The organism is Paenibacillus sp. J31P190 (genome assembly GCF_059692075.1).
The window spans coordinates 152,540-171,961 of sequence record NZ_JCAUAS010000015.1 but is presented as its reverse complement, the minus strand read 5'-3'; the positions used below and the strand labels follow the sequence as shown (position 1 = coordinate 171,961).

Annotated in this window: 22 protein-coding genes and 1 pseudogene; 18 read left to right on the top strand and 5 right to left on the bottom strand. The window is 41.6% G+C overall.

Going from position 1 to position 19,422, the window contains the following annotated elements; translation table 11 throughout:
* Positions 1-19 precede the first annotated feature (19 nt).
* From AC58U0_RS24185 to AC58U0_RS24165, 5 genes are all read left to right on the top strand, one after another.
* On the top strand, positions 20-874 hold the full coding sequence (locus AC58U0_RS24185; protein ID WP_497381492.1) for a 3-hydroxybutyryl-CoA dehydrogenase: 855 nt from the start codon (positions 20-22) through the stop codon (positions 872-874).
* A 265-nt stretch (positions 875-1,139) separates the two neighbouring features.
* On the top strand, positions 1,140-1,481 hold the full coding sequence (locus AC58U0_RS24180) for a DUF962 domain-containing protein (protein WP_497381491.1): 342 nt from the start codon (positions 1,140-1,142) through the stop codon (positions 1,479-1,481).
* A gap of 33 nt (positions 1,482-1,514) precedes the next feature.
* The gene (locus AC58U0_RS24175; protein ID WP_497381490.1) at positions 1,515-1,982 is read left to right on the top strand and encodes a GNAT family N-acetyltransferase; all 468 of its coding nucleotides are present in this window, start codon (positions 1,515-1,517) and stop codon (positions 1,980-1,982) included.
* A gap of 17 nt (positions 1,983-1,999) precedes the next feature.
* On the top strand, positions 2,000-2,506 hold the full coding sequence (locus tag AC58U0_RS24170) for a DUF6933 domain-containing protein (protein WP_497381489.1): 507 nt from the start codon (positions 2,000-2,002) through the stop codon (positions 2,504-2,506).
* A 3-nt stretch (positions 2,507-2,509) separates the two neighbouring features.
* The gene (locus AC58U0_RS24165; RefSeq protein WP_497381488.1) at positions 2,510-2,983 is read left to right on the top strand and encodes a hypothetical protein; all 474 of its coding nucleotides are present in this window, start codon (positions 2,510-2,512) and stop codon (positions 2,981-2,983) included.
* On the opposite strand, the gene AC58U0_RS24160 is transcribed toward AC58U0_RS24165, so the two are convergent.
* Positions 2,919-3,866: an FkbM family methyltransferase gene (locus tag AC58U0_RS24160; protein ID WP_497381487.1), complete on the bottom strand. Its 948-nt coding sequence runs from the start codon at positions 3,864-3,866 to the stop codon at positions 2,919-2,921. The genes AC58U0_RS24165 and AC58U0_RS24160 overlap by 65 nt on opposite strands.
* Before the next feature lie 147 nt (positions 3,867-4,013).
* Here AC58U0_RS24160 and AC58U0_RS24155 point away from each other — a divergent pair.
* From AC58U0_RS24155 to AC58U0_RS24125, 7 genes and pseudogenes are all read left to right on the top strand, one after another.
* A pseudogene (locus AC58U0_RS24155) lies at positions 4,014-4,537 on the top strand (methyltransferase domain-containing protein).
* A 150-nt stretch (positions 4,538-4,687) separates the two neighbouring features.
* On the top strand, positions 4,688-5,593 hold the full coding sequence (locus AC58U0_RS24150) for an S-layer homology domain-containing protein (RefSeq protein WP_497381486.1): 906 nt from the start codon (positions 4,688-4,690) through the stop codon (positions 5,591-5,593).
* A gap of 172 nt (positions 5,594-5,765) precedes the next feature.
* Positions 5,766-6,809, top strand: a complete 1,044-nt coding sequence (locus AC58U0_RS24145; protein ID WP_497381485.1) for a rod shape-determining protein — start codon at positions 5,766-5,768, stop codon at positions 6,807-6,809.
* A gap of 15 nt (positions 6,810-6,824) precedes the next feature.
* A complete protein-coding gene (locus tag AC58U0_RS24140) occupies positions 6,825-7,205 on the top strand; it encodes a hypothetical protein (protein WP_497381484.1) in 381 nt (126 codons plus the stop codon).
* A 15-nt stretch (positions 7,206-7,220) separates the two neighbouring features.
* Entirely contained in the window at positions 7,221-7,481 is a 261-nt protein-coding gene (locus AC58U0_RS24135) for a hypothetical protein (RefSeq protein WP_057301426.1), read from the top strand.
* A gap of 134 nt (positions 7,482-7,615) precedes the next feature.
* Entirely contained in the window at positions 7,616-7,966 is a 351-nt protein-coding gene (locus tag AC58U0_RS24130; protein WP_497381483.1) for a VOC family protein, read from the top strand.
* Positions 7,967-7,987: 21 nt separating this feature from the next.
* Complete coding sequence (locus AC58U0_RS24125) at positions 7,988-8,464, top strand: GyrI-like domain-containing protein (RefSeq protein WP_497381482.1); 477 nt, start codon at positions 7,988-7,990, stop codon at positions 8,462-8,464.
* Positions 8,465-8,521: 57 nt separating this feature from the next.
* On the opposite strand, the gene AC58U0_RS24120 is transcribed toward AC58U0_RS24125, so the two are convergent.
* Complete coding sequence (locus tag AC58U0_RS24120) at positions 8,522-9,286, bottom strand: C40 family peptidase (RefSeq protein WP_497381481.1); 765 nt, start codon at positions 9,284-9,286, stop codon at positions 8,522-8,524.
* 172 nt (positions 9,287-9,458) lie between these two features.
* On the opposite strand from AC58U0_RS24120, the gene AC58U0_RS24115 reads away from it, so the two are divergent.
* Positions 9,459-10,694 carry an MFS transporter gene (locus AC58U0_RS24115; protein ID WP_497381480.1) on the top strand — a complete coding sequence of 412 codons (1,236 nt, stop codon included), beginning with the start codon at positions 9,459-9,461 and terminating at the stop codon, positions 10,692-10,694.
* Between the two features lie 84 nt (positions 10,695-10,778).
* On the opposite strand, the gene AC58U0_RS24110 is transcribed toward AC58U0_RS24115, so the two are convergent.
* A complete protein-coding gene (locus AC58U0_RS24110; RefSeq protein WP_057301423.1) occupies positions 10,779-10,961 on the bottom strand; it encodes a hypothetical protein in 183 nt (60 codons plus the stop codon).
* Between the two features lie 140 nt (positions 10,962-11,101).
* Between AC58U0_RS24110 and AC58U0_RS24105 the strand changes: the two genes are divergently transcribed.
* The 5 genes from AC58U0_RS24105 to AC58U0_RS24085 all read left to right on the top strand — a co-directional run bounded on the left by AC58U0_RS24105 (position 11,102) and on the right by AC58U0_RS24085 (position 16,395).
* On the top strand, positions 11,102-11,608 hold the full coding sequence (locus AC58U0_RS24105; protein WP_497381479.1) for a DUF3189 family protein: 507 nt from the start codon (positions 11,102-11,104) through the stop codon (positions 11,606-11,608).
* A gap of 41 nt (positions 11,609-11,649) precedes the next feature.
* On the top strand, positions 11,650-12,501 hold the full coding sequence (locus AC58U0_RS24100) for a VOC family protein (protein ID WP_497381478.1): 852 nt from the start codon (positions 11,650-11,652) through the stop codon (positions 12,499-12,501).
* A 165-nt stretch (positions 12,502-12,666) separates the two neighbouring features.
* The gene (locus AC58U0_RS24095) at positions 12,667-14,145 is read left to right on the top strand and encodes a spore germination protein (protein ID WP_497381514.1); all 1,479 of its coding nucleotides are present in this window, start codon (positions 12,667-12,669) and stop codon (positions 14,143-14,145) included.
* Between the two features lie 19 nt (positions 14,146-14,164).
* Positions 14,165-15,274, top strand: a complete 1,110-nt coding sequence (locus AC58U0_RS24090) for a GerAB/ArcD/ProY family transporter (protein WP_497381477.1) — start codon at positions 14,165-14,167, stop codon at positions 15,272-15,274.
* Positions 15,274-16,395 (top strand): Ger(x)C family spore germination protein, encoded by a 1,122-nt coding sequence (locus AC58U0_RS24085; protein ID WP_497381476.1) that lies wholly within the window; start codon positions 15,274-15,276, stop codon positions 16,393-16,395. The genes AC58U0_RS24090 and AC58U0_RS24085 overlap by 1 nt, the downstream gene beginning before the upstream one ends.
* Before the next feature lie 12 nt (positions 16,396-16,407).
* Here the strand turns inward: AC58U0_RS24085 and AC58U0_RS24080 are convergent, their stop codons facing one another.
* Together AC58U0_RS24080 and AC58U0_RS24075 are read right to left on the bottom strand one after the other, a co-directional pair.
* Positions 16,408-17,049 carry a response regulator transcription factor gene (locus AC58U0_RS24080; protein ID WP_497381475.1) on the bottom strand — a complete coding sequence of 214 codons (642 nt, stop codon included), beginning with the start codon at positions 17,047-17,049 and terminating at the stop codon, positions 16,408-16,410.
* 48 nt (positions 17,050-17,097) lie between these two features.
* Positions 17,098-19,251 (bottom strand): GAF domain-containing sensor histidine kinase, encoded by a 2,154-nt coding sequence (locus tag AC58U0_RS24075; RefSeq protein ID WP_497381474.1) that lies wholly within the window; start codon positions 19,249-19,251, stop codon positions 17,098-17,100.
* Positions 19,252-19,422 lie beyond the last annotated feature (171 nt).

The window sequence follows — 19,422 nt, the reverse complement described above, 5'->3', positions numbered from 1 at the left end:
TTGTGACGGGGGTGAATAGATGAATATACAGACTATCATGGTTGTAGGTGCGGGACAAATGGGGAGCGGTATCGTTCAAGTTGCTGCTGCTTCGGGTTTCAAAGTGCTCTTGCATGATATTTCCATGACGTTTATAGACAAAGGATTAGCTTCAATAAATAAACAACTAACTAGAGGAGTTGAGAAAGGTGGTCTTACAGAAGTAAGGAAGGCTGGAATTCTAAGTAGAATACAACCGGCGGAGCATTTAGAACAAGCGGAACAGGTAGATCTTGTGATAGAAGCCATTTCCGAGAATATGGAGTTGAAAACTTCATTATTCCAAAAGTTGGATGCTATATGCCCGCCAAAGACAATCTTGGCATCGAATACATCATCGCTTCCTATTACCGAAATTGCCGCGGTCACGGAGCGTCCGGCCCTGGTGATTGGCATGCATTTCATGAACCCAGTGCCGGTTATGTCTTTAGTTGAAGTCATCCGTGGTTTGGAAACCTCGCAGGAAGTGTTCGAAGCTGTTTATAAGCTGAGTGAAAAGATGGGGAAGACCCCTGTGGAAGTGAAAGACTTTCCTGGGTTTGTATCGAATCGTATCTTGATGCCGATGATTAACGAAGCTGTTTTTACCGTTTATGAAGGTGTTGCATCTGTTGAATCGGTCGATACCGTGATGAAGCTCGGCATGAAGCACCCCATGGGACCGCTAGAGTTGGCGGATTTTATCGGGTTGGATACATGCCTATCCATTATGGAAGTCCTTTATGAAGGTTTTAAAGATTCGAAATATCGTCCATGTCCACTTCTGCGGAAGTACGTGAAAGCAGGGCGTTTGGGGCGTAAATCTGGTCAAGGGTTTTATTCGTATCCTGTTTGAAAAAAAGGTTACCAACTGGACAGTTACTTCACATGGGGCTGTCCATTTTGATATGACCATAAGAATTTTTGAGAAAGGGAAGAGATTGTGCAGGGATATTTTGGGATTTATTGAATTTAACCAAAGGAAGTTTATAGAAAATTTGATCCACAATCTGAAAGGAATAACTCATGTTAATTATTTTGAAGAGGAACTTGAAGACTATTCGAACAAAGTGAATGAGAAAAATAAAGATATGGACACTAATAAATGAGGAAGAATTGAGATGAGACTAAAAAAGTTCATAGTTCGAGTTCAACGCGACTTAGATTATTATCTGAAAGAGCATCAGAATAAGACCAATCGAATACTGCACTATTTTGCTTTTATGTCGGCTTTTATGGCTTGGCTATTCTTGTTTTATGATTTGAAAGTAACGCTGATACTAGCTGTATTACATTACCTTTTATCTTGGATAGGACATTTCTATTTCGAGGGGAATAAACCAGCATCGTTTCGCTACCCACTTATAGGTTTCTATTCTGGGTTTACATGGTTTTTTATAAAAACGTTTGAAAATGTAACTGGTAAAGAAATTTTAAACAAATGGATACATGAGAAACGTTAATAAAATATCACGAATAATGATGGAGCGTGTTACATGTCATTTGAAATTAGAGAAGCAAAAATGGAAGAAGCAGACATTGTATTTCGTACAATGCAAGAATCATTTATGGAATATAGTGGGAAACTCAATCCACCTTCAGGAGCACTTTCCGAAACGATTCAAAATGTAATAAATACTTTTAATGAAGGTGGTGGAGCCGTATTAGTATATAATGAAAATTGCGCTGTAGGCTCTGCTAGATATAGATTTATTGAAGATTATATATATATTGGGAGAGTTTCAGTTATACAGGAATATCGCGGAAGAGGAATATGTAAATCTTTATTAAATTTTATAGAAAATAAAGCATTGTCAATGGGAATTAAAGAATCAAAAGTTGCTGTACGGTTATCGATTCCAGAAAACATAGCTATGTATAAGCGGCTAAAATATGAAGTGATTGAACATGAATTTTATCCGGATCGAACAGATAGCTGGTATGTAATGAGTAAGAAACTATAAGAAAGTAGTGAATATGAATGACTGTAATTGCATGTACAAAGAAGTTATTTGATTTAAGCAATTTTCCAGTTTCGCCAATTCCGGAAGTGGGATATAGTCCACTGAATAGTTGGCATGCTCATTTGTTTAAGGTAGGCAGAAAGAACTGTGTAATGATAATGAACGATTTAACAAGATACCAGGTAGTTCTTTATGGAGTAAGGAAAGAGCATTTTAAAGACTTTGATCATTTGTTTTTGAAAAATTTAGAGGTTGTCTTAAGAGCAGATCAATTCACAGATCAAGAGGTTCGTTTGTTTTTATCGAATATGGACAAGTTTATTTACACGAAAACTCACAATAGAAGCATCGTGGGATCGATAAATGATCAAATTTATATAACACAACATTGGATTGATGAATATCTCCCTTCTAACGAGCTGAATATTGTTGGTCTTAATATGTGGCTGAATGATTCTGTTAGTCTGCAGCTAGTGGAAGGATACCCTAGGCTTGCTCTAAAGAATGCTTTGCAGGATATGTAGACTGTGAAATACGAAATGCCTGAAACCTTAAAGAGCTTATATCTTCTGGATAGAGAGTTACGCAACGAATATGAAAGCACTCTTGACGAGTATTTAGGTTTCTATCTAAGATTTAACGAAGATGATGGTTACCCTTGCACACCACTGGACGCCATCATATTTGGAAGAACCGGAGTTGGCGGGGATCACCTTGCATTCCTCACTAATAACGGAACAATTGGAAACCTTGAAGATGCCCCTATAGTTTTTATTCAACCAATGTTATTTGGACAAGAAATAAAGGTAGCTGCGGGGAATATCAAGGAATTTATATCATTATTTATTAACCTGAAGGACATATACGTATTAGAACGGTTTGACCGGTATAAAAACGAGAGAGATTTTATTAAAGATTATAATGAAAGAAGCTTTACTAATTCAAATGTAGAATCTGCGAATAGATCTCCGGAATCGTCACGCCCGGTGAGGTCAATATGATATCCGTGTGAATATTCTTCTTTTTGAATAACAGTTGCAGTTTCTCCAGAGAAATTTGTTCGAAATGGTACAGCTCCTGATTGTTCAAGTAAACATAAAGGTTGAAATGCTCTTGTAAAAAAGTTAAGAATGCGTGCGCATCTGTATCACTTTTGGCTAAATATTTACTGTCAAATTCAATGAATCCAAGCATTTGGGGACAATTTTTAATGGATTGCAGCATCCCTTGGATGACCTTCTCTTCGTGACCTTCCACATCGATTTTAAATAAGAATTTTTCTTTATGCAGCGGATACTGGCTAAGTAAAGAGTCAAGTGTAATGCTTGAAATATCGTGTTGTTGGTAATGCTTCGATCCGTTGGGGTTGCCAAGAGCTGCGGTTGAAAGGCCAGACCAGTATTTGTTGATGAAGAACGATTGCTTCTCGCTAACTTCATTAGAAGCCATAGCATAAACGGTGTTAATTCTTTTGCGGTTAGGATGTATTTTCTTGGAACGCTCAATATACGGCTTCAAATTGGGATTGGCTTCAATTCCAATTACTTTGCTGTTCTTGGGATAGGTCACGGAAAAGAGACATTCGCCATAATTTATACCTACGTCTACGATCAAAGTTGGTCGGAAAGAGGCAACTGCCGTTTTCCAAAACAGATTCAGCCTTGGTTGTGTCATTCCACCTGTCATATACAAAATTCTTCCACGGTTTTCCGTTGGATCGACATACAGGATACGAGATGAACTGGGGAGTACAATTCGGTCTGTGCGCCATCGTCTTATAATAGTGCGAGAGAGCACATAGCGGGCAGTTGATTTCAAAATTTCCCAATAACGTAAAGTAGAATCGTTCTTAATAGCGACTTCGAAAGATTGTTTAGGGGGCATAGTTTAGTTCCTTTCTAACTAAAGTTTTTGAATAGGAACGTATAGTCTTTTTATTTTATCAAAGAGTTATTACTTATGAGTTATGTGAATGTAAACTGAATGTTTATTTATGTGAAATTATTTCAAATGAAAATGAGGAAAACATAAATGGATAATAGGATCAAAATCATTAGAGATGAAGAGCGAAAATATCATGAAGCTTGTTATGATAACTACAAATTATTTGAAGAGGGATCTTGGCTATCAAAACCTGTAAAAACAGTGATGGATACGCTAACGCATTTTAAATCTAAAGAAAATCTCACGGTATTAGATCTAGGCTGTGGAGTAGGCCGAAACAGTATTCCAATTGCTGAGTCACTGAAGGAACGCCAATCGGGGAAAATCATTTGTGTTGATATAATTGAATCTGCACTTAAGAAATTATTATGAGCACCAATATTCAAGAAATAGATATAGAATCAGGAATGGAATTAGATCCATATATGGAACTAAACTTGACAACAAATGATGCGAAACAATTATTATCATCGGCGTATTCAGACTGGGAAGTAACCTTTACTACTTTAAAAGCATTGCAATTTAAAATAGAGAGAAATGGGCGCGAAATTTTGCTTAAGAGTGATTGTTTGACGTATGTCGTTCAAAGAATTAAGGAGAATAAATCATGATCTGAAGCAGAATATAGAACTTAAATTAAAGTAATTATGCCGGGGGTATTCATCGGTTTTATTTTTTTTTTTTAATCACTGAAACATTTTTCACGCACGATACGTTAAGAGTGTGTAATAAGATAACCAACTAAAAGGAGAGAATTAACTATGAAAAAGATAGCAGCTTTAACTTTGACAACAGCATTGGTTAGCAGTTTGACTTTTAGCAGTGCATTCGCTTTTACGGATGTAGAGGAAGGACAAGCTGCAGCGATCTCTGCTCTACAAGATCGCGGAATCGTGAGCGGTGTTGATAAGGATCATTTCGTCCCAAAAGGAAAGATTAGTTATGCACAAACCGTTCAAATGATTGTTAAAGGCATGAATTTGAATTTAGATACGTTACGTTTCATTAAACAGCCAGTAGCTTCGGACATCTTTTCCAACATCCCTAATGATGCTTGGTATGCGGATGCCTTTATCATAGCGCACTACAACGGTATGAACATTCCGAAGGATGTAAACCCGAACGCTACAATTACTCGTGAACAATTTGGTGAAATGCTCGTACGAGCTTTGGAAAAGAAGGGCAATTTCCCATTAGTGAAAATGTTTATCCCGATCAAAGATGAAGCTCAGATCACTCCCGAATATCAAGGCGCTTTACAGCGATTGCTGCTTTACAAAATTGCTGAACTAGACAAAGCAGGTATGTTTAATCCTAAGGCCGAACTCACTCGTGGCGAAGCTGCTGGATGGATCTATAATGCGATTCGCGTCTTGGAAACACATATCCAAAAACCGGCACCTGTAGAAGATGTGTCCGTAACTGTGGAGAAAGTAAATGATGAAGTGAACAAGGTTACCCTATCAAGAGGTCAAAAACCGAATTCAGGTTACAGCATTGCCATTCAAAATGTTAAATTTGACCAAAACGGTCAAGCGGTGATTTCATATACTCTGCAAGATCCAAAACCGGACACGATGTATGCTGAAGTAATCACAGAGGCGAAAGCCGTAACTTACGTCTCCTCAGCTTATAAAGCAGTAGCAGAACCAGCAGCTGCGAACTAAATTATGCCTATTTAAAATTGCTGCTCACCTTTATGGTGGGCGGCATTTTTTGGGTTACCCCCCTAGAATGGCTGCTTTATGCGAACAAGTATGAAGATGCAGTTAAGTCAAAATCAACTAATATACACGCTACTATGGGCATAGTCTATTGAACAGCGAGAAGGAGCGAGTCATGTTAAAGAGATTGGAAGAACTGTTTGGAGTAGACCTGGGGACCTGTAACACACTAATTTATCAACAGAAAAAAGGGATTGTATTGTCAGAGCCGTCTGTCGTCGCCATCCAAACGGATACGGGGGAAATTAAAGCTTTTGGCAAGGAAGCCTATGACATGATAGGGAGAACTCCGGCTAATGTGGAGGTCATCTATCCATTAAAAGATGGGGTCATAGCCAACTTCGATATGACCTTAGCGATGCTGAAATATTTTATAGGCAAAATAAAAAGAGGGTATCAATGGTTTCGCAGCTTCCAAGTGCTGATTTCCGTGCCTTGTGGCATTACGAATGTGCAAAAGCGCGCCGTCGAGGAAATGATTGTACATAAAGGAGCGAGAAGATCTATCACGATCGAGGAGCCGCTGGCTGCGGCTATGGGCGCTGGTCTACCTGTAGCAGAACCAATTGGCAGTATGGTCCTTGATATAGGCGGAGGGACAAGCCAAGTAGCCATCATATCACTAGGTGGAATTGTCGTAAGTGAGTCGATTCGCCGTGGTGGCATGTCGATCGATCAGGATATCATTGAATATGTGAAGAAAACTTATAATATGGCCATTGGTGAACGGACTGCGGAGGAAATCAAGAAGAACGTTGCAGCCGTTGTTAAGCCTGTAAAAGAAGTGAAGATGGATATAAGAGGGCGTGACCTTATGCAGGGATTGCCTAGAACAATATCGATTTCATCATTGGAAATTTACGAGATTATGGATGATTTTGTGAAATCGATTCTAGAATGCATTCGACTCGCGATGGAGAAATGCCCGCCAGAACTTGCCGGAGATGTGATGGAGCAGGGCATTCTGTTATGTGGGGGCGGCGCATTGCTGGAAGGATTGGATAAACGGCTTCAGCAAGACATAGGCGTACCCGTTCATCTCGCAGAGCACCCGATGGAATGTATTGCTCAAGGTACAGGGAAAATGCTAAACTTCAATGGGGCGATAATTGAACGGTCTGAAAAGATTGTGACAGAAGATCGAGAAAGCGTCCTGTAAAGGAGGCTTTTTCTATTGAAATTTAGAGCAGTATCTGATCAGACGAAAATGAATGTTATGCTTTGGAGTATTAAAAAGGAAATCATGAAAGAGAATAGGTATTTAGAATCCCTACCTTATGACCCTACGCCAATGATGGAGGTCGTGAAACACCACATCGATAGATGGGACCCCGTAAAGCTTCTAGCGATGGATGGTCCGGATGATGAGTATGATGGTGAAACGCGAACAATAACCATTTACATCACGAAACATCTAGATGATTTGGATGCTCCATCCCTTGGCAAGGCGATTAATGAAGTATTGGGAGATTCCTTTCGTGATGAATTTCAAGCAGACGAACAGTCTATTGAAATAGCTTCAAGAATCATACATTCACTAAGATCAGACGTATAGGAATGGGGTGTTGTTGTGAGCGAAATGCTTAACAAATACTGTGCCAAAATATTCGGTAAAACAGGTGTTATTATCGAGATTGGCGTCGTAAAAAAGGTTGCGAGCCGGACGGTTCACGTTGATTGGGGAACCAAAACGTGGATCTATCAGAATAAAGATTTCATCTGGGCACCGCTATCTAAAGAAGAGTTTGAAGAAAAGTATAAGAAACCTAAATTTTCTGAAGGGGCGCTTGCCAGAGCCTCAGAATTAGGTTTAAAGATTACGTATAATTAATACAAAAAGAAGCCGATCCTTGGTCATCAAGGCTCGGTTTTTTTGTTCGCTCCAGAAATATTTTCATATACATGGGAACAAATATTCGGTATAATAGAGATGGGTATAAATACCAATTGTGGAGGTTGAATCATTTGGGTCGTGTTGTATTATTTGAAATGAATAGTCAAGATCCGGAACGTGCTGCAAGTTTTTATTCGTCTGTTTTTGGTTGGAAGATTGCAGAGCCTAACTGGGGATACCATCCAGTAACAACAGGAAATAATGATAAATCTGGCATTAACGGCGGTATTTCTAAGGGACCCAGTGATTTTCCACACGGAATAAGAATTCAAATCGAAGTTGACAACATAGATGAGGCACTTACGAAATCCGTTGAATCGGGAGCGCAAATTGTTAGAGGTAAAATGGAATTTGATGATTTTTATCTTGCTTATTTAGTGGATCCAGTAGGGAATGGGATCGGTTTAATACAAAATAAATAAGCAATAGGAGGGACGAGTACATTGGAAAATAAAACGATGATTAAATTTCACTGTGAGACTCTTAGAAGAGAGTATCAATTAGTTGGTCAGAGTCATACAGCCAATTTTCCAAAAGGTTTCCCAGATGCAGCCCTACAAATACAAAGTCAATTTGCTGAGAGAAGACATGAGATCACGAATGCTAAGGATCAGGAAGTACTCTTTTCGCCATATATGTGTAATGGTATATTTGCTACTTATTTTGCTTGCCTTGAAGTGGATGATTTAACTTTAATACCCGAAGGGATGATTGGTTTTAAGCTCCCCACCGTCACTTATGCCAAAATAAATTGTACAACGAAAACAATAGGTGAAGCGTACACGAGAATATTTGAGTGGATGAAAGAAAACGGATATCAACAGAAGTTTTTGGATCATTCATGTCCGATCGAAATATATTACTTTGAAGAAAATGTAGAGGAAGAAAATGTTGAAATATTAATTCCTATAAGAGATTAATTACATAGAGGCGTGTTCTTCAGAAAAGAACACGTCTCTTTATTTACGAGAACATTCTTATTTAGTATTTAGTATCGAACCGCCTAAGACAAAGCGATAGGTTAGATGATTATTGGCAACTTCATCAATACGTACGCCACCTGTGGCCGCTGAGGCTGTATGTATGATTTTACCATTACCCAAATAGAGACCAACATGTGTAATGTTTTCGATTGATTTATCAATCCCAGTGTAATTATTCGGATCTGTCCCTTTAAAACTGATGAAGAAAAGTAAATCTCCACGCTGGGCTTGATCGATAGATGTGTAAGTCCGGTTGGAAAAAGATTGAACATAGGACGCTTGGCTTCGAGAATCTTGTGGGATATCCATCCCTAAAGAAGAAAGATAAACCCAATGCGTGAAATCGGAGCAGTCAAATGTGGAAGGGTCCGATCGATCCGAACTGAATTCATATGGAGTTCCATAATACATAGCCGCTTGTGAGATCACATTTTCTGCATAATTACCTTCTTTGGGCTGGATAGAAGGATTGGGCCAAACTTGAACGAGTCCTTGATTTCCTCCGAGGATTTTGATAGAGCTATTAGTCGAAGAAGCGGCATTTTGAGCGCGATAGCCCCGTTTTTCAATTTCGATGTTCGCGTCACCCCGTTGAAGCAATACGTCTTGATTTGTAATTTTTGGATCCAATAACCGACTATCCATACCGCCTTGTTGCGTGGAGACCCCAATTTTTGGAGGGGCAACATTCCCTTTACCGCACCCGGATAAAACAAGTATACAGCTTAATGCTGTTAGTATTTTTTTTGTATGTTTCATTATAGGCCTCCTATCGATGATACCCATATTATGTTTAGATCTGTCACATTTAATCCGATGGGCAGCGTGAACGACTTGAGGTTTGATAATTGATTTGCAGAGGGAGTGTTTTTCTGTGATGTAACACAAAATAGGATAAGGCAAGCTAATGCGATGAATAGGAGAATGCGTTTTGAATGTGAATAAAACAAATTTATTACGTGAACCGGCAAAACGAAAGTTGCTTTTCAGCACAGGGATCAGCTGGTTATTCGATGCTATGGATGTAGGTATAATCTCATTTATAGTTGCTGCGCTAGCTGTCGAATGGAAATTAGGTGCACAGCAGATTGGACTGCTGGCAGCTATTAATTCGATCGGAATGGCCGTAGGAGCTTTACTAGCAGGCTCCCTTGCTGACCGATACGGACGTCGTATGGTATTGCTTGGGACGCTTATTGTATTCTCAGCTGCTAGCGGACTCTCTGCTCTTGCGACTAGCTTTGTTATCCTATGTATCCTGCGTTTCATTACTGGAGTAGGACTTGGCGGGGAACTTCCTGTCGCATCAACTCTTGTTTCTGAGTCATTTCCCGTTAACGAAAGGGGACGGGCTGTGGTTCTACTAGAAAGCTTCTGGGCATGCGGGTGGATCGTCGCGGCGCTTATTGCTTATTTCGTCATTCCTACATACGGCTGGCGTTCGGCGTTTGTTATCGGTGCGCTGCCGGCCTTATATGCTTTATACCTCAGACGATCGATTCAAGATTCACCTAGATTTACCGAGCTGCGTAGTCGGAAATTGTCATTCCGCGAACGTATGGCTTCCGTATGGTCATCTAAATATCGAAGATCGACCGTAACACTTTGGATTTTATGGTTCACAGTGGTATTTTCCTATTACGGCATGTTTCTATGGCTTCCAACGGTCATGGTTCTTAAGGGTTTTGGCCTTGTGAAAAGCTTTCAATATGTATTGATTATGACGTTGGCACAGCTTCCAGGTTATTTTACCGCTGCTTATTTTATTGAGAAATTCGGACGTAAGTTTGTACTCGTCACCTATTTGCTGCTAACAGCAGCAAGCGCATTATGGTTCAGTAATGCTGAAACGGAAGGGCTGTTGATAGCAGCGGGCGTTAGTTTATCCTTTTTTAATCTTGGTGCATGGGGAGCCATGTATGCTTACACACCGGAGTTGTACCCTACCGAAGTTCGCTCTACGGGTGTTGGGCTTGCCGCATCCATCGGACGTATCGGCGGTATCATTGGTCCGTACCTGGTAGGTTTGTTGGTGGCGAGTAATAAAGCAATCACCTCCATTTTTATGGTATTCTTCGTAGCGATAGTGATCGGAGCACTCGTTTTGTTGTTTTTTGGCAAAGAAACAAAAAATACGGACCCCGATCATGCAGCTGATCATACCTAAAGGAAATTCCAAGAGACGGACTAACAACAAAAACCACGCACTCAGTGCGTGGCTTCTCTGTATATTTCTTTATTTAGTTACTAATTACGTTGTCTCACGTTCAATGATTTCCTCTAGTTCTGAACTATGCTCGTTTGCAGCAGCAATGATTTCTTGATCTACCTTATTTTTTCCTTGCATGAGCTCTGCCGCTTGTGCCTGATTGTTCAACTGTTCTTCCTCTTGGCCGATCCCATGCGCTCCTTGATGTCCACTGTTTGTTGTCATCGTCATGAAGGCTCCCTTGCTGTTATTTATAAGGATACAACAAACTGTAATATGCACGAGAATAAGGTTGTTTTATTCATGATAGGAGATAATGAGTAAAGAAGTTTTATACAATATTCTCAGGGCGGTGGGTATGAACTATGATCTATATTTATAACGATTTCGGGGGAACACATACAACAGCTTTAGCTGCAGCTTATCATCTCAATAAATTGGACGGTTCTCACGAGCCCTCAAAAGATGAAATACTGAATACACACAATTTCAATAAGCTAGTTTATAAAGACAGAGGGAAATTTTACTTTCATGGCAAGGATGAGGATGGCAATAAAGTATTCACAATGGGCAGAGGGAGGTCTAAAATCCTCGTTCCGGGCGTTTTTAATCTCATTGATATGCTGATTGAAGAAGAGGTTCTCGACGAAAAAGTCATTTTATCCAATACGTCTCCAACTGTGCCTTTTGCGATGACGTGTGGTGGCATGCTTTCACGATGGTTAAAAATTGATTTCATAGGTGTGCCCTTATTGGTTATAGGGGCAAAACAAGCGTATAAAGACATTTTTAATCTCGTTCAACATACGAAACAGACCGCGAAAACGTCAAACTCCCAATTGATTATGCTTGATAATAAAGAGTTCAAGTAATTATTCAGGTTTCAAAGATAAAACTTATGGGAGGTACTCATATGAAGAAGTTTCATCAACGTCCAAATACATTTGTTAGTCATGTACATTTAATCGTAGAACAGCTTCAAAAGTCATTATCGTTCTACCAAGGGGTATTAGGGTTTCAAATTTCGGATCGCACAGGATCCTCAGTTTCAATGACGCTAAATGGAAAGGATGCTCTGGTGACCCTAGAACAGCCAACAGATGTCTTACCGAAAGAACAGCGTCGCTCAGGACTTTATCATTACGCAATACTGTTGCCGGATCGGAAAGAGTTGGCAAAAGTTATTCAGCACTTCATTGATATCAAATACCCGTTACAAGGAATATCCGATCATCTTGTGAGCGAGGCGCTGTACTTGGCAGACCCAGACGGGAATGGGATGGAAATTTATGTAGATCGTCCATCTGAAAGCTGGGAATGGATTGGCGAGCAAGTCACTATGGCAACTGAACACGTTGATTTACGCAGTCTTTTGTCCGAAGCGAATGGAGAGAAGTTCACGGGTTTGCCTTCTGGTACCATTATGGGGCATATCCATCTACATGTTTCAGACCTCTCTAAAGCAGCGGAATTTTATATGGATGGACTTGGGTTTAAGGTTGTTTATCAAATAAGCAATCAAGCGCTCTTTATTTCGAGTGGAGGATACCATCATCATATCGGATTAAATATCTGGAACGGTAAAAACATACAAGCGCCATCTCGTAACAGCGTTGGTCTGAAATATTTCACGATTGTATTTGCCGATGACATAACTAGAGATGGTGCGATAAAGAATCTAGAACTGTTGGGCTATCCTGTTAACGAATATATAGCAGTCGATCCATCAGGAAATCATATTCTGTTAACCGTCGCCACGGATTAGAGCAAGAAGCCGCATTGGCCCTGAACGCGTCACGCCCTTAAGATCCATCGCAATCATGCGATGGTTTTTTGCGTTTTCTAAAGCTATATGGGATTGTTTTCCTGACTTTTTGACATACTATGCGATATGGCATTGTGAAACGAGGGATTGTTTAACGTGCAGAACATGGATAACTACTTACCTGCCGATATTATTGAGTTGGAACAGCTGCTTCAAGAGGCTCTCAATGATAATCCAAATCTAATTGCCAAATATGTCATGCTTGGACAGCAAACGGCTGCCATCTACTACATAGAAACACTAGTTGATCAGGATTTGCTTCAAAGGGATATTATTCAACCTTTATTAAATTTAGTCGATGTACCTTCATTAAGTGAAACAGAACGATTTCCCGTTGCAGGGATTATTGAGGTTAAAGATACTCAGGCTGTTGTGGAAAAATTATTGTTCGGATGGGTGTTTCTTCACTCCGATGATTCCCGTTTTAATCTTTTGCTGAATATGTACAAACCTGCTAATCTGAACTTTTCAAAAGCTGATATTGAAAGCCAAGTATTTGGCCCCCAGATCGCCTTCAACGAAATATTAAGGTCTAACATTGCCTTGCTCCAAATGTATCTGCCGAGTCCAAACTTATGTCAGGAGAACTTGGAAGTTGGGGTGGATATCAAGACACAATTGGCGATGTTTTATATCAAAAATCTTACTGACAATGAGCTCGTTAAACGAGTACGCGATAAGATCAATAGTCTTGAGATAGATGGTGTGGTATCTAGTGCACAACTAGTACAGTTAATAGAGGATAATAAATTTACGATCTTCCCGCAGTTTGTAATGACCGAACGTATAGATCGTACAGCTTATTCCCTATCAGAGGGGAAAATTGCGCTGTTTGTTTCCGGAAGTCCGTTTGCCATTGTATGTCCTTCGACGATGATGGATTTCTTCGCCTCCCCGGAAGACCATCAAGTTCGGTGGAATATGGCTACCTTTTTCCGGCTTTTGCGGGTTGGAGCCATGGTTTTATCCTTACTATTCACACCCATCTATGTAGCTGCATTAACGTATCATTATGAAATCATTCCTTCTGCCATGGTCGTGCCGCTGGCTGAATCTCGAACACGGGTACCATTTCCCCCCTTAATGGAAGCCTTGTTTCTGGAAATTACGATCGAGCTGCTGCGTGAAGCAGGCGCAAGACTTCCGACCAAGATTGGTCAAACAATCGGAATCGTAGGTGGTATCGTCATCGGACAGGCAGCCGTGCAGGCAGGATTTACTAGTAATATTCTCATCATTATCGTAGCGCTCGGAACATTGGCATCGTTTATAACTCCGATTTATCTAATGGGCATTACGATTCGTATCATCCGGTATCCAATCATTATACTCGCGGGCTTTTATGGAGGAATTGGTATCATGATTGGAATTTGTTTTTTGATCATTCATCTTCTTCGTTTAACAAGTCTGGGACAACCTTATTTGTACCCGCTCTATCCATTTCGAAAAGGGGACTTGAAAGACAGCATTTTGAGATTACCTTTCACTTTTTTGCGCAAACGCTCGATGTATATCCATGGTGATGACACCTACAGGTTTGAGGAACAAGAGACGGTGTCTGGCCATGGAGATATTGATGAATAATGGACAAGGAGGAGGAGTTATGGTGAAGACTGGCAGTCCTCCAAAGAGATTGATGTTCAGTTCATTTCTCTTATTCTTTGTTATTAATGCCAATCAGGTAGGAACTGGTTTATCTGGATTTCAACGTATCATTTTCCAATCGGCGGGGCATGATGCCTGGATATCCGTCTTTATGGCTGGGGCATGGTCTCATCTAACAGTTTGGGTCATGCTGCGAACACTTAAGCTGAATCCGAACATGGACCTCTATGAAGTTCACAAGGACCTTTATGGTCGATATTTCGGGGGAATAATGAACGCTTTAATTATGCTGTATATGCTTACTGCAGTCATCGTGATATCCCGCAATTATGTGGAAATGGTCCAGACCTGGATATTCCCGGACCTGCCAACATGGCTGCTGAGTGCTTTTTTGGCTATGTTAATTACCTATGGCGTTCTTGGCGGTATTCGGATTGTTGTTGGGATCGCCTTTATATCTGTAATTTTAACAATTTGGTTGATTGTATTTATGTACTTTCCTATTCGATATGCAGAATGGACACATCTTACACCGATCATGGAAGCAAGCATTTCTGAGCTAGCTCAAGGCATGGTTAAAATGTCATTGACCATCGTTGGCTTCGAAATTCTGATGTTTGTGTATCCTTTTATTCGTAACAAACACCGAGCTCCCTTGTTCGTCCATTTGGGACTTTTTGCGACCACTGTCATCTATGTAGCAGTTATGTTGGTCACGATTGTTTACTTTAGTCCTGGTCAATTATCGAAGACCGTTTGGGCTACATTTAGTCTTTTTAAGATTGTCGTGTTTCCATTTCTGGAACGCTTTGAATATGTGGCTATCAGTATATGGATGTTGGTCGTCCTTCCAAACTTAATGATGTACATGTGGGCAGCGTCCAAAGGAATTAAACGAATATTTGGCTGGAAGCAAAAATATGCCCTTTATATCTTTGCTCTTATACTGGTTGTTGTATCGATCTTTTTTAAAACACGATTACAGATTAATTCTTTAAATAACATCTTTTCGAAAGCGGCCATGATCATTGTATTTGGTTATCCTTGGGTACTTTACGCGGCGGTTTTATTAAAAAAACATTTTCACAAGAAAAGAGAGGGGATCTAATGAGAAAATCCCTGCTAGTTCTATCGGTTATCGTACTACTTTTTCCTACTGGCTGTGTGCAAAAGAAGATTTTAGAAGAATTAGGACTCATCGTCATTGTTGGTTATGATCCTCAAGAGAATGACCGCATCAAGGGAACAGCGCTGCTCCACCAAATAGATCCGGAAGCGAAAGAAAAGGTTCAAGTCGTCGTTACAACCGGTAACACAAGCAAAGGGATTCGAAATGCTCAAAACCGTGAAGTATCAAAGCGCGTCGTTGGTGGACAGCTCCGAATTGCCATGTATAATGAGAAGTTAGCCCGGAGTGGGATCTTATCCCTTACCGATACACTATCAAGAGACCCTTCCATTTCGGACACCATGTTTTTGACCATTAGTAAAGGGAGCACGGAGAATATCATCACGCATCGATTTCCGGAAATAAGCAATATCGGAACCTATCTATATAAAATGATTCGTCAAAATATTCTAGGAGAACAAATCCTCTCATGCACACTGCATGAATTTATTCATGATGTATATGCAGTAGGAAAAGACCCGGTTCTCCCAATTGTTGAGCGTTCTGGCGACGAAATTTCAATGCATAATACGGCGATGTTTCATAATGATAAGATGGTAGGAGGGCTTAGGGTGGACGAGGCTTTTGTGCTTAAACTTATTCGAGATCGTTACAGAGCCGGTGCGTTGGAATTAACCTTGGACGCTGAACCTTTCAAACTAATTAAGTCTGGTATTCCGACAGATAAAATTAATGTCGTGATAGAGAACATCACAAGTTCCAGTAAAATTAAGCTAATAGACCCCGCTATTCCGTCATATTCTGTCCATATATCTATGCTTGCCAGAGTTCAAGAGATTTCAAACGAGATGAATTTAGGAGAACCAAAGGTCGTTCATGCCCTCGAAAAGGAGATTGCTAAGGAATTAGTTCGGCGTGCGCAACATCTCATTACCAAAACCCAAGCGGTTAATTCGGATCCGGTTGGGTTTGGTGAAATTTTTCACTCAAAGGTGCGACACTCCAATTTGACGGATGAGAAGTGGAGGGAAATGTATCCCAAAGCCAAGGTTCAAGTGGACATCAAGGCAATCATGGTTCGCTCAGGTGTGGTTGAGTAGCTGGTTTGAATTTCAACCCTCTCGTGATTCCTTCAAAAGCCGCTTAGCTTCGTTCCGATCTACGACTTGAAGTTTATTCAATATCGTAGACACGTTATTGGCTACAGTCTTGTAACTGATATGCAACCGTGTAGCGATTTGAGCGTTGGTGTCCCCTTCAGCGATACGCTCCAATATCTCCATCTCTCGCTTGGACAGCTCGGCCAAAGCAGGGTGTTCCACGGTGTTCACCAGCTTCGGCGCCGAAAAGTAATGCATCATCCGTGCCGCGATATCCGAGCTAAATACAGCTCCGCCACTGCCCACCATGCGGATCGACTGCATCAGCTCAACTTCGTCGGCGTCCTTCAGCACGTAGCCCTTGGCCCCGACACGCATAGCGGTAAAGACTGACTGATCGTCGCGGAACATGGTAAGGATTAACACCTCGATATTTGGATATTTCTCTTTAATCAACCGCGTAGCCTCGATCCCATTCAGTCCTGGCATGCGAATATCCATTAAAATCAAATCTGGCTGGTATTGTTCCGCCAGCTTCAAAGCTTCATCTCCAGAGGAAGCTTCTCCAACAACTTCCAAATCTTCTGTCGTTCTAAGCAAATTTCTGACCCCGCTGCGAAATATCGGATGGTCATCCGCGATTATGATCTTCATGTTTAATCATCAATCTCCTTCAAGTTTTAAATCTCTCGACACCATCTCTTACAGCGGCAGTACAGCCAAAACTCTTGTGCCCCCGTTTTCAAGCCTCTCTATTGTGCAGTGTCCACCCAATTCAGCAGCCCTTTCCCGAATGGAGACAAGGCCAATGCCGCCTTTACTGCCCGAAATCCCTGGCCGAGAGGGGAGAGCTGTGCCATTATCCGTGATTTCTACTCGCAGCTGGTGGGAAGAGGAGACGTCCAACCGGATGGCACAGGAGGTAGCTTTGGCATGTTTAATGACGTTAACAAGTGACTCGGTAACGATTCTATACACGGCCACCTCCACCGCTGCAGGCAGAGAGGGCAAGGGCTGTGGCGCAAGCAGCTCCACGTTCAGTGGAGCTGCTCCCGCTTCATCCGCAAGCAGCATCGCAGGCTTGGACAGCAGGGCGATCCGCTCTTGGATCGCCCCAATCAGCCCCAGCTCATCCAGCGTAGGCGGGCGCAAGTCATGGACCAAGGTGCGGATTTCATCCACCGTGGATCGAATGACTTGCCGCAAATCCGCCAGCATCTCGATGGCGGTATCGGGCTGTTTGACGACGTATTTCTGAGCCGTCGCTGCGTTTAGAGCAAGCGCGGCTAGTCTGGGCGCCAGATCGTCGTGTAAATTCTTGCGAATTTGCCGGCGTTCTTCTTCCCGGGCTAATACCAGCTTCTCCCGCGACTCCTGCAAGTCTTGAGCCAGCAGCTTCATGCCCAGCGTCATGTTTACATTTTCAACGATCGGTCCAGCTTGCCGTAGTAGGACATCTAGAAACTTACTATCTTCTAAGGTGAATGTTTCTCCAGGCGATCTACTTGCAATATGGAGCATGCCAAGCTCTTCCCCCCTATGAATAATAGGCATTGCATGAAGGTCATTAAGAGGCTCACCGGCAGAAGCAACTAAAGTGTCCTGACCACCAACACCAATAGAGATACCGGTATAAGGGAGGCGTAAAGCATCTTTCACAGTTTTAACGACGGCATCAAGCATGTCTTCTGGGGCTAGCGGTTGAATGAATTGATTGCCGAGCTCTAAAAGAACCGCATACGGGTCATCATGTCGACCTTTCATAAGCCGGTTTATTTGGCGCTGCAGCCATTCTTTTAATGGAGCGAACGCTACTGCAACTACAGCTGTGGCCAAAAGGGATACGATATAGTTATCCCGGGTTTGAAATAAACGGCTTAAATAGAGAATAGCCAGTGTGTACAGCAGCACAACGCAGATGGATAGGGCTGCATAGACAAGCGTCCGATTGACGAGTGGGTCGATGTTCCACAACCTCTGCCGCAAAATCGCAAACATCAGCGTAATGGGAATTGCAGTTAAGGAGAGGTTTAGAATGCCGTTCAAATAAACGTAAGTCATAGCTGTACCGTCGTTGAGACTGGGGTCAAATAAAGCGCTAATCCCAACGAAGCCGACGATTCCGATCGAAACCCCAAACACCACCCATTTGGTTTGCTGCCGCTGGGCTGGCGAGGACACTTTGCGGAAACGGTGAACTTGTGAATAGATTAGTATGAGCGTTGATCCCCCATACCAGAATAGTTGGAGGAATGCGGGAACATCATAGGAATTCCATACGTTTCCTTCGAAAAAGAAATTTACTACATCAACGCATACAATCAGAACAAAGACAGCGCGAGTCCATCTCGGCACGAACAATCCGTCAGGAAAAAGAAAGAAAAATAAGGACAAAGAAATCCAGCCAAACATCGCTACAAACATAAACCAGCTGTGGACGATTGTAGAACCTTCAGAAGCAACCATGACTAACGAGGGAAATGACGTGCCAAAAGAAACCATAGCTAGAGCTGCAAGCAGTCCCATCGGTTCTCGAAAACCTTTCCACAGTACAATAGCGGAAGTGGCGTAAAATACAAACGTAAAGATGCAGTCAATGAGCACAAACAAAAGAGCATAACTTTCTAAGCTTAGTCCCTGTTCGGGCAAAGGCATGGCAGGGACTAGTATGCCGCACCCTTGGACAATACATGTTTGTACCAAAGCCGTATAATACTTCGGAATGCTGCCTATATACATCGCGGCTGTTATCAAGCTGAAAACAAGCACAAACAGCTGCAAGATCAGCATTCTCCAAGCTGGCTTTCGTACTCTTCGCACTTCGGGATTACTACCTTTGACAATCTCCATCGACATTCCCCAATCGCCTTCCTATTTGATTCCTTATTCAACTAATTATAGCTTGATCCCTGGCTTCATGAAAATGGTTATTGGATAATTTCCCATTGACTTTCCTGTGTATTCCTTAAAAAAATCTAAAAGTTCCCGAAAAGTCGGGAGTCTCTGCTCTGTTTTCTGTGATTTCCC

Coding starts and splice junctions, on each gene's coding strand:
- AC58U0_RS24185 (WP_497381492.1), top strand. CDS start 20: ATGAATATACAGACTATCATGGTTGTAGGTGCGGGACAAATGGGGAGC.
- AC58U0_RS24180 (WP_497381491.1), top strand. CDS start 1,140: ATGAGACTAAAAAAGTTCATAGTTCGAGTTCAACGCGACTTAGATTAT.
- AC58U0_RS24175 (WP_497381490.1), top strand. CDS start 1,515: ATGTCATTTGAAATTAGAGAAGCAAAAATGGAAGAAGCAGACATTGTA.
- AC58U0_RS24170 (WP_497381489.1), top strand. CDS start 2,000: ATGACTGTAATTGCATGTACAAAGAAGTTATTTGATTTAAGCAATTTT.
- AC58U0_RS24160 (WP_497381487.1), bottom strand. CDS start 3,866: ATGCCCCCTAAACAATCTTTCGAAGTCGCTATTAAGAACGATTCTACT.
- AC58U0_RS24150 (WP_497381486.1), top strand. CDS start 4,688: ATGAAAAAGATAGCAGCTTTAACTTTGACAACAGCATTGGTTAGCAGT.
- AC58U0_RS24145 (WP_497381485.1), top strand. CDS start 5,766: ATGTTAAAGAGATTGGAAGAACTGTTTGGAGTAGACCTGGGGACCTGT.
- AC58U0_RS24120 (WP_497381481.1), bottom strand. CDS start 9,286: ATGAAACATACAAAAAAAATACTAACAGCATTAAGCTGTATACTTGTT.
- AC58U0_RS24110 (WP_057301423.1), bottom strand. CDS start 10,961: ATGACAACAAACAGTGGACATCAAGGAGCGCATGGGATCGGCCAAGAG.
- AC58U0_RS24105 (WP_497381479.1), top strand. CDS start 11,102: ATGATCTATATTTATAACGATTTCGGGGGAACACATACAACAGCTTTA.
- AC58U0_RS24100 (WP_497381478.1), top strand. CDS start 11,650: ATGAAGAAGTTTCATCAACGTCCAAATACATTTGTTAGTCATGTACAT.
- AC58U0_RS24095 (WP_497381514.1), top strand. CDS start 12,667: ATGGATAACTACTTACCTGCCGATATTATTGAGTTGGAACAGCTGCTT.
- AC58U0_RS24090 (WP_497381477.1), top strand. CDS start 14,165: ATGGTGAAGACTGGCAGTCCTCCAAAGAGATTGATGTTCAGTTCATTT.
- AC58U0_RS24085 (WP_497381476.1), top strand. CDS start 15,274: ATGAGAAAATCCCTGCTAGTTCTATCGGTTATCGTACTACTTTTTCCT.
- AC58U0_RS24080 (WP_497381475.1), bottom strand. CDS start 17,049: ATGAAGATCATAATCGCGGATGACCATCCGATATTTCGCAGCGGGGTC.
- AC58U0_RS24075 (WP_497381474.1), bottom strand. CDS start 19,251: ATGTCGATGGAGATTGTCAAAGGTAGTAATCCCGAAGTGCGAAGAGTA.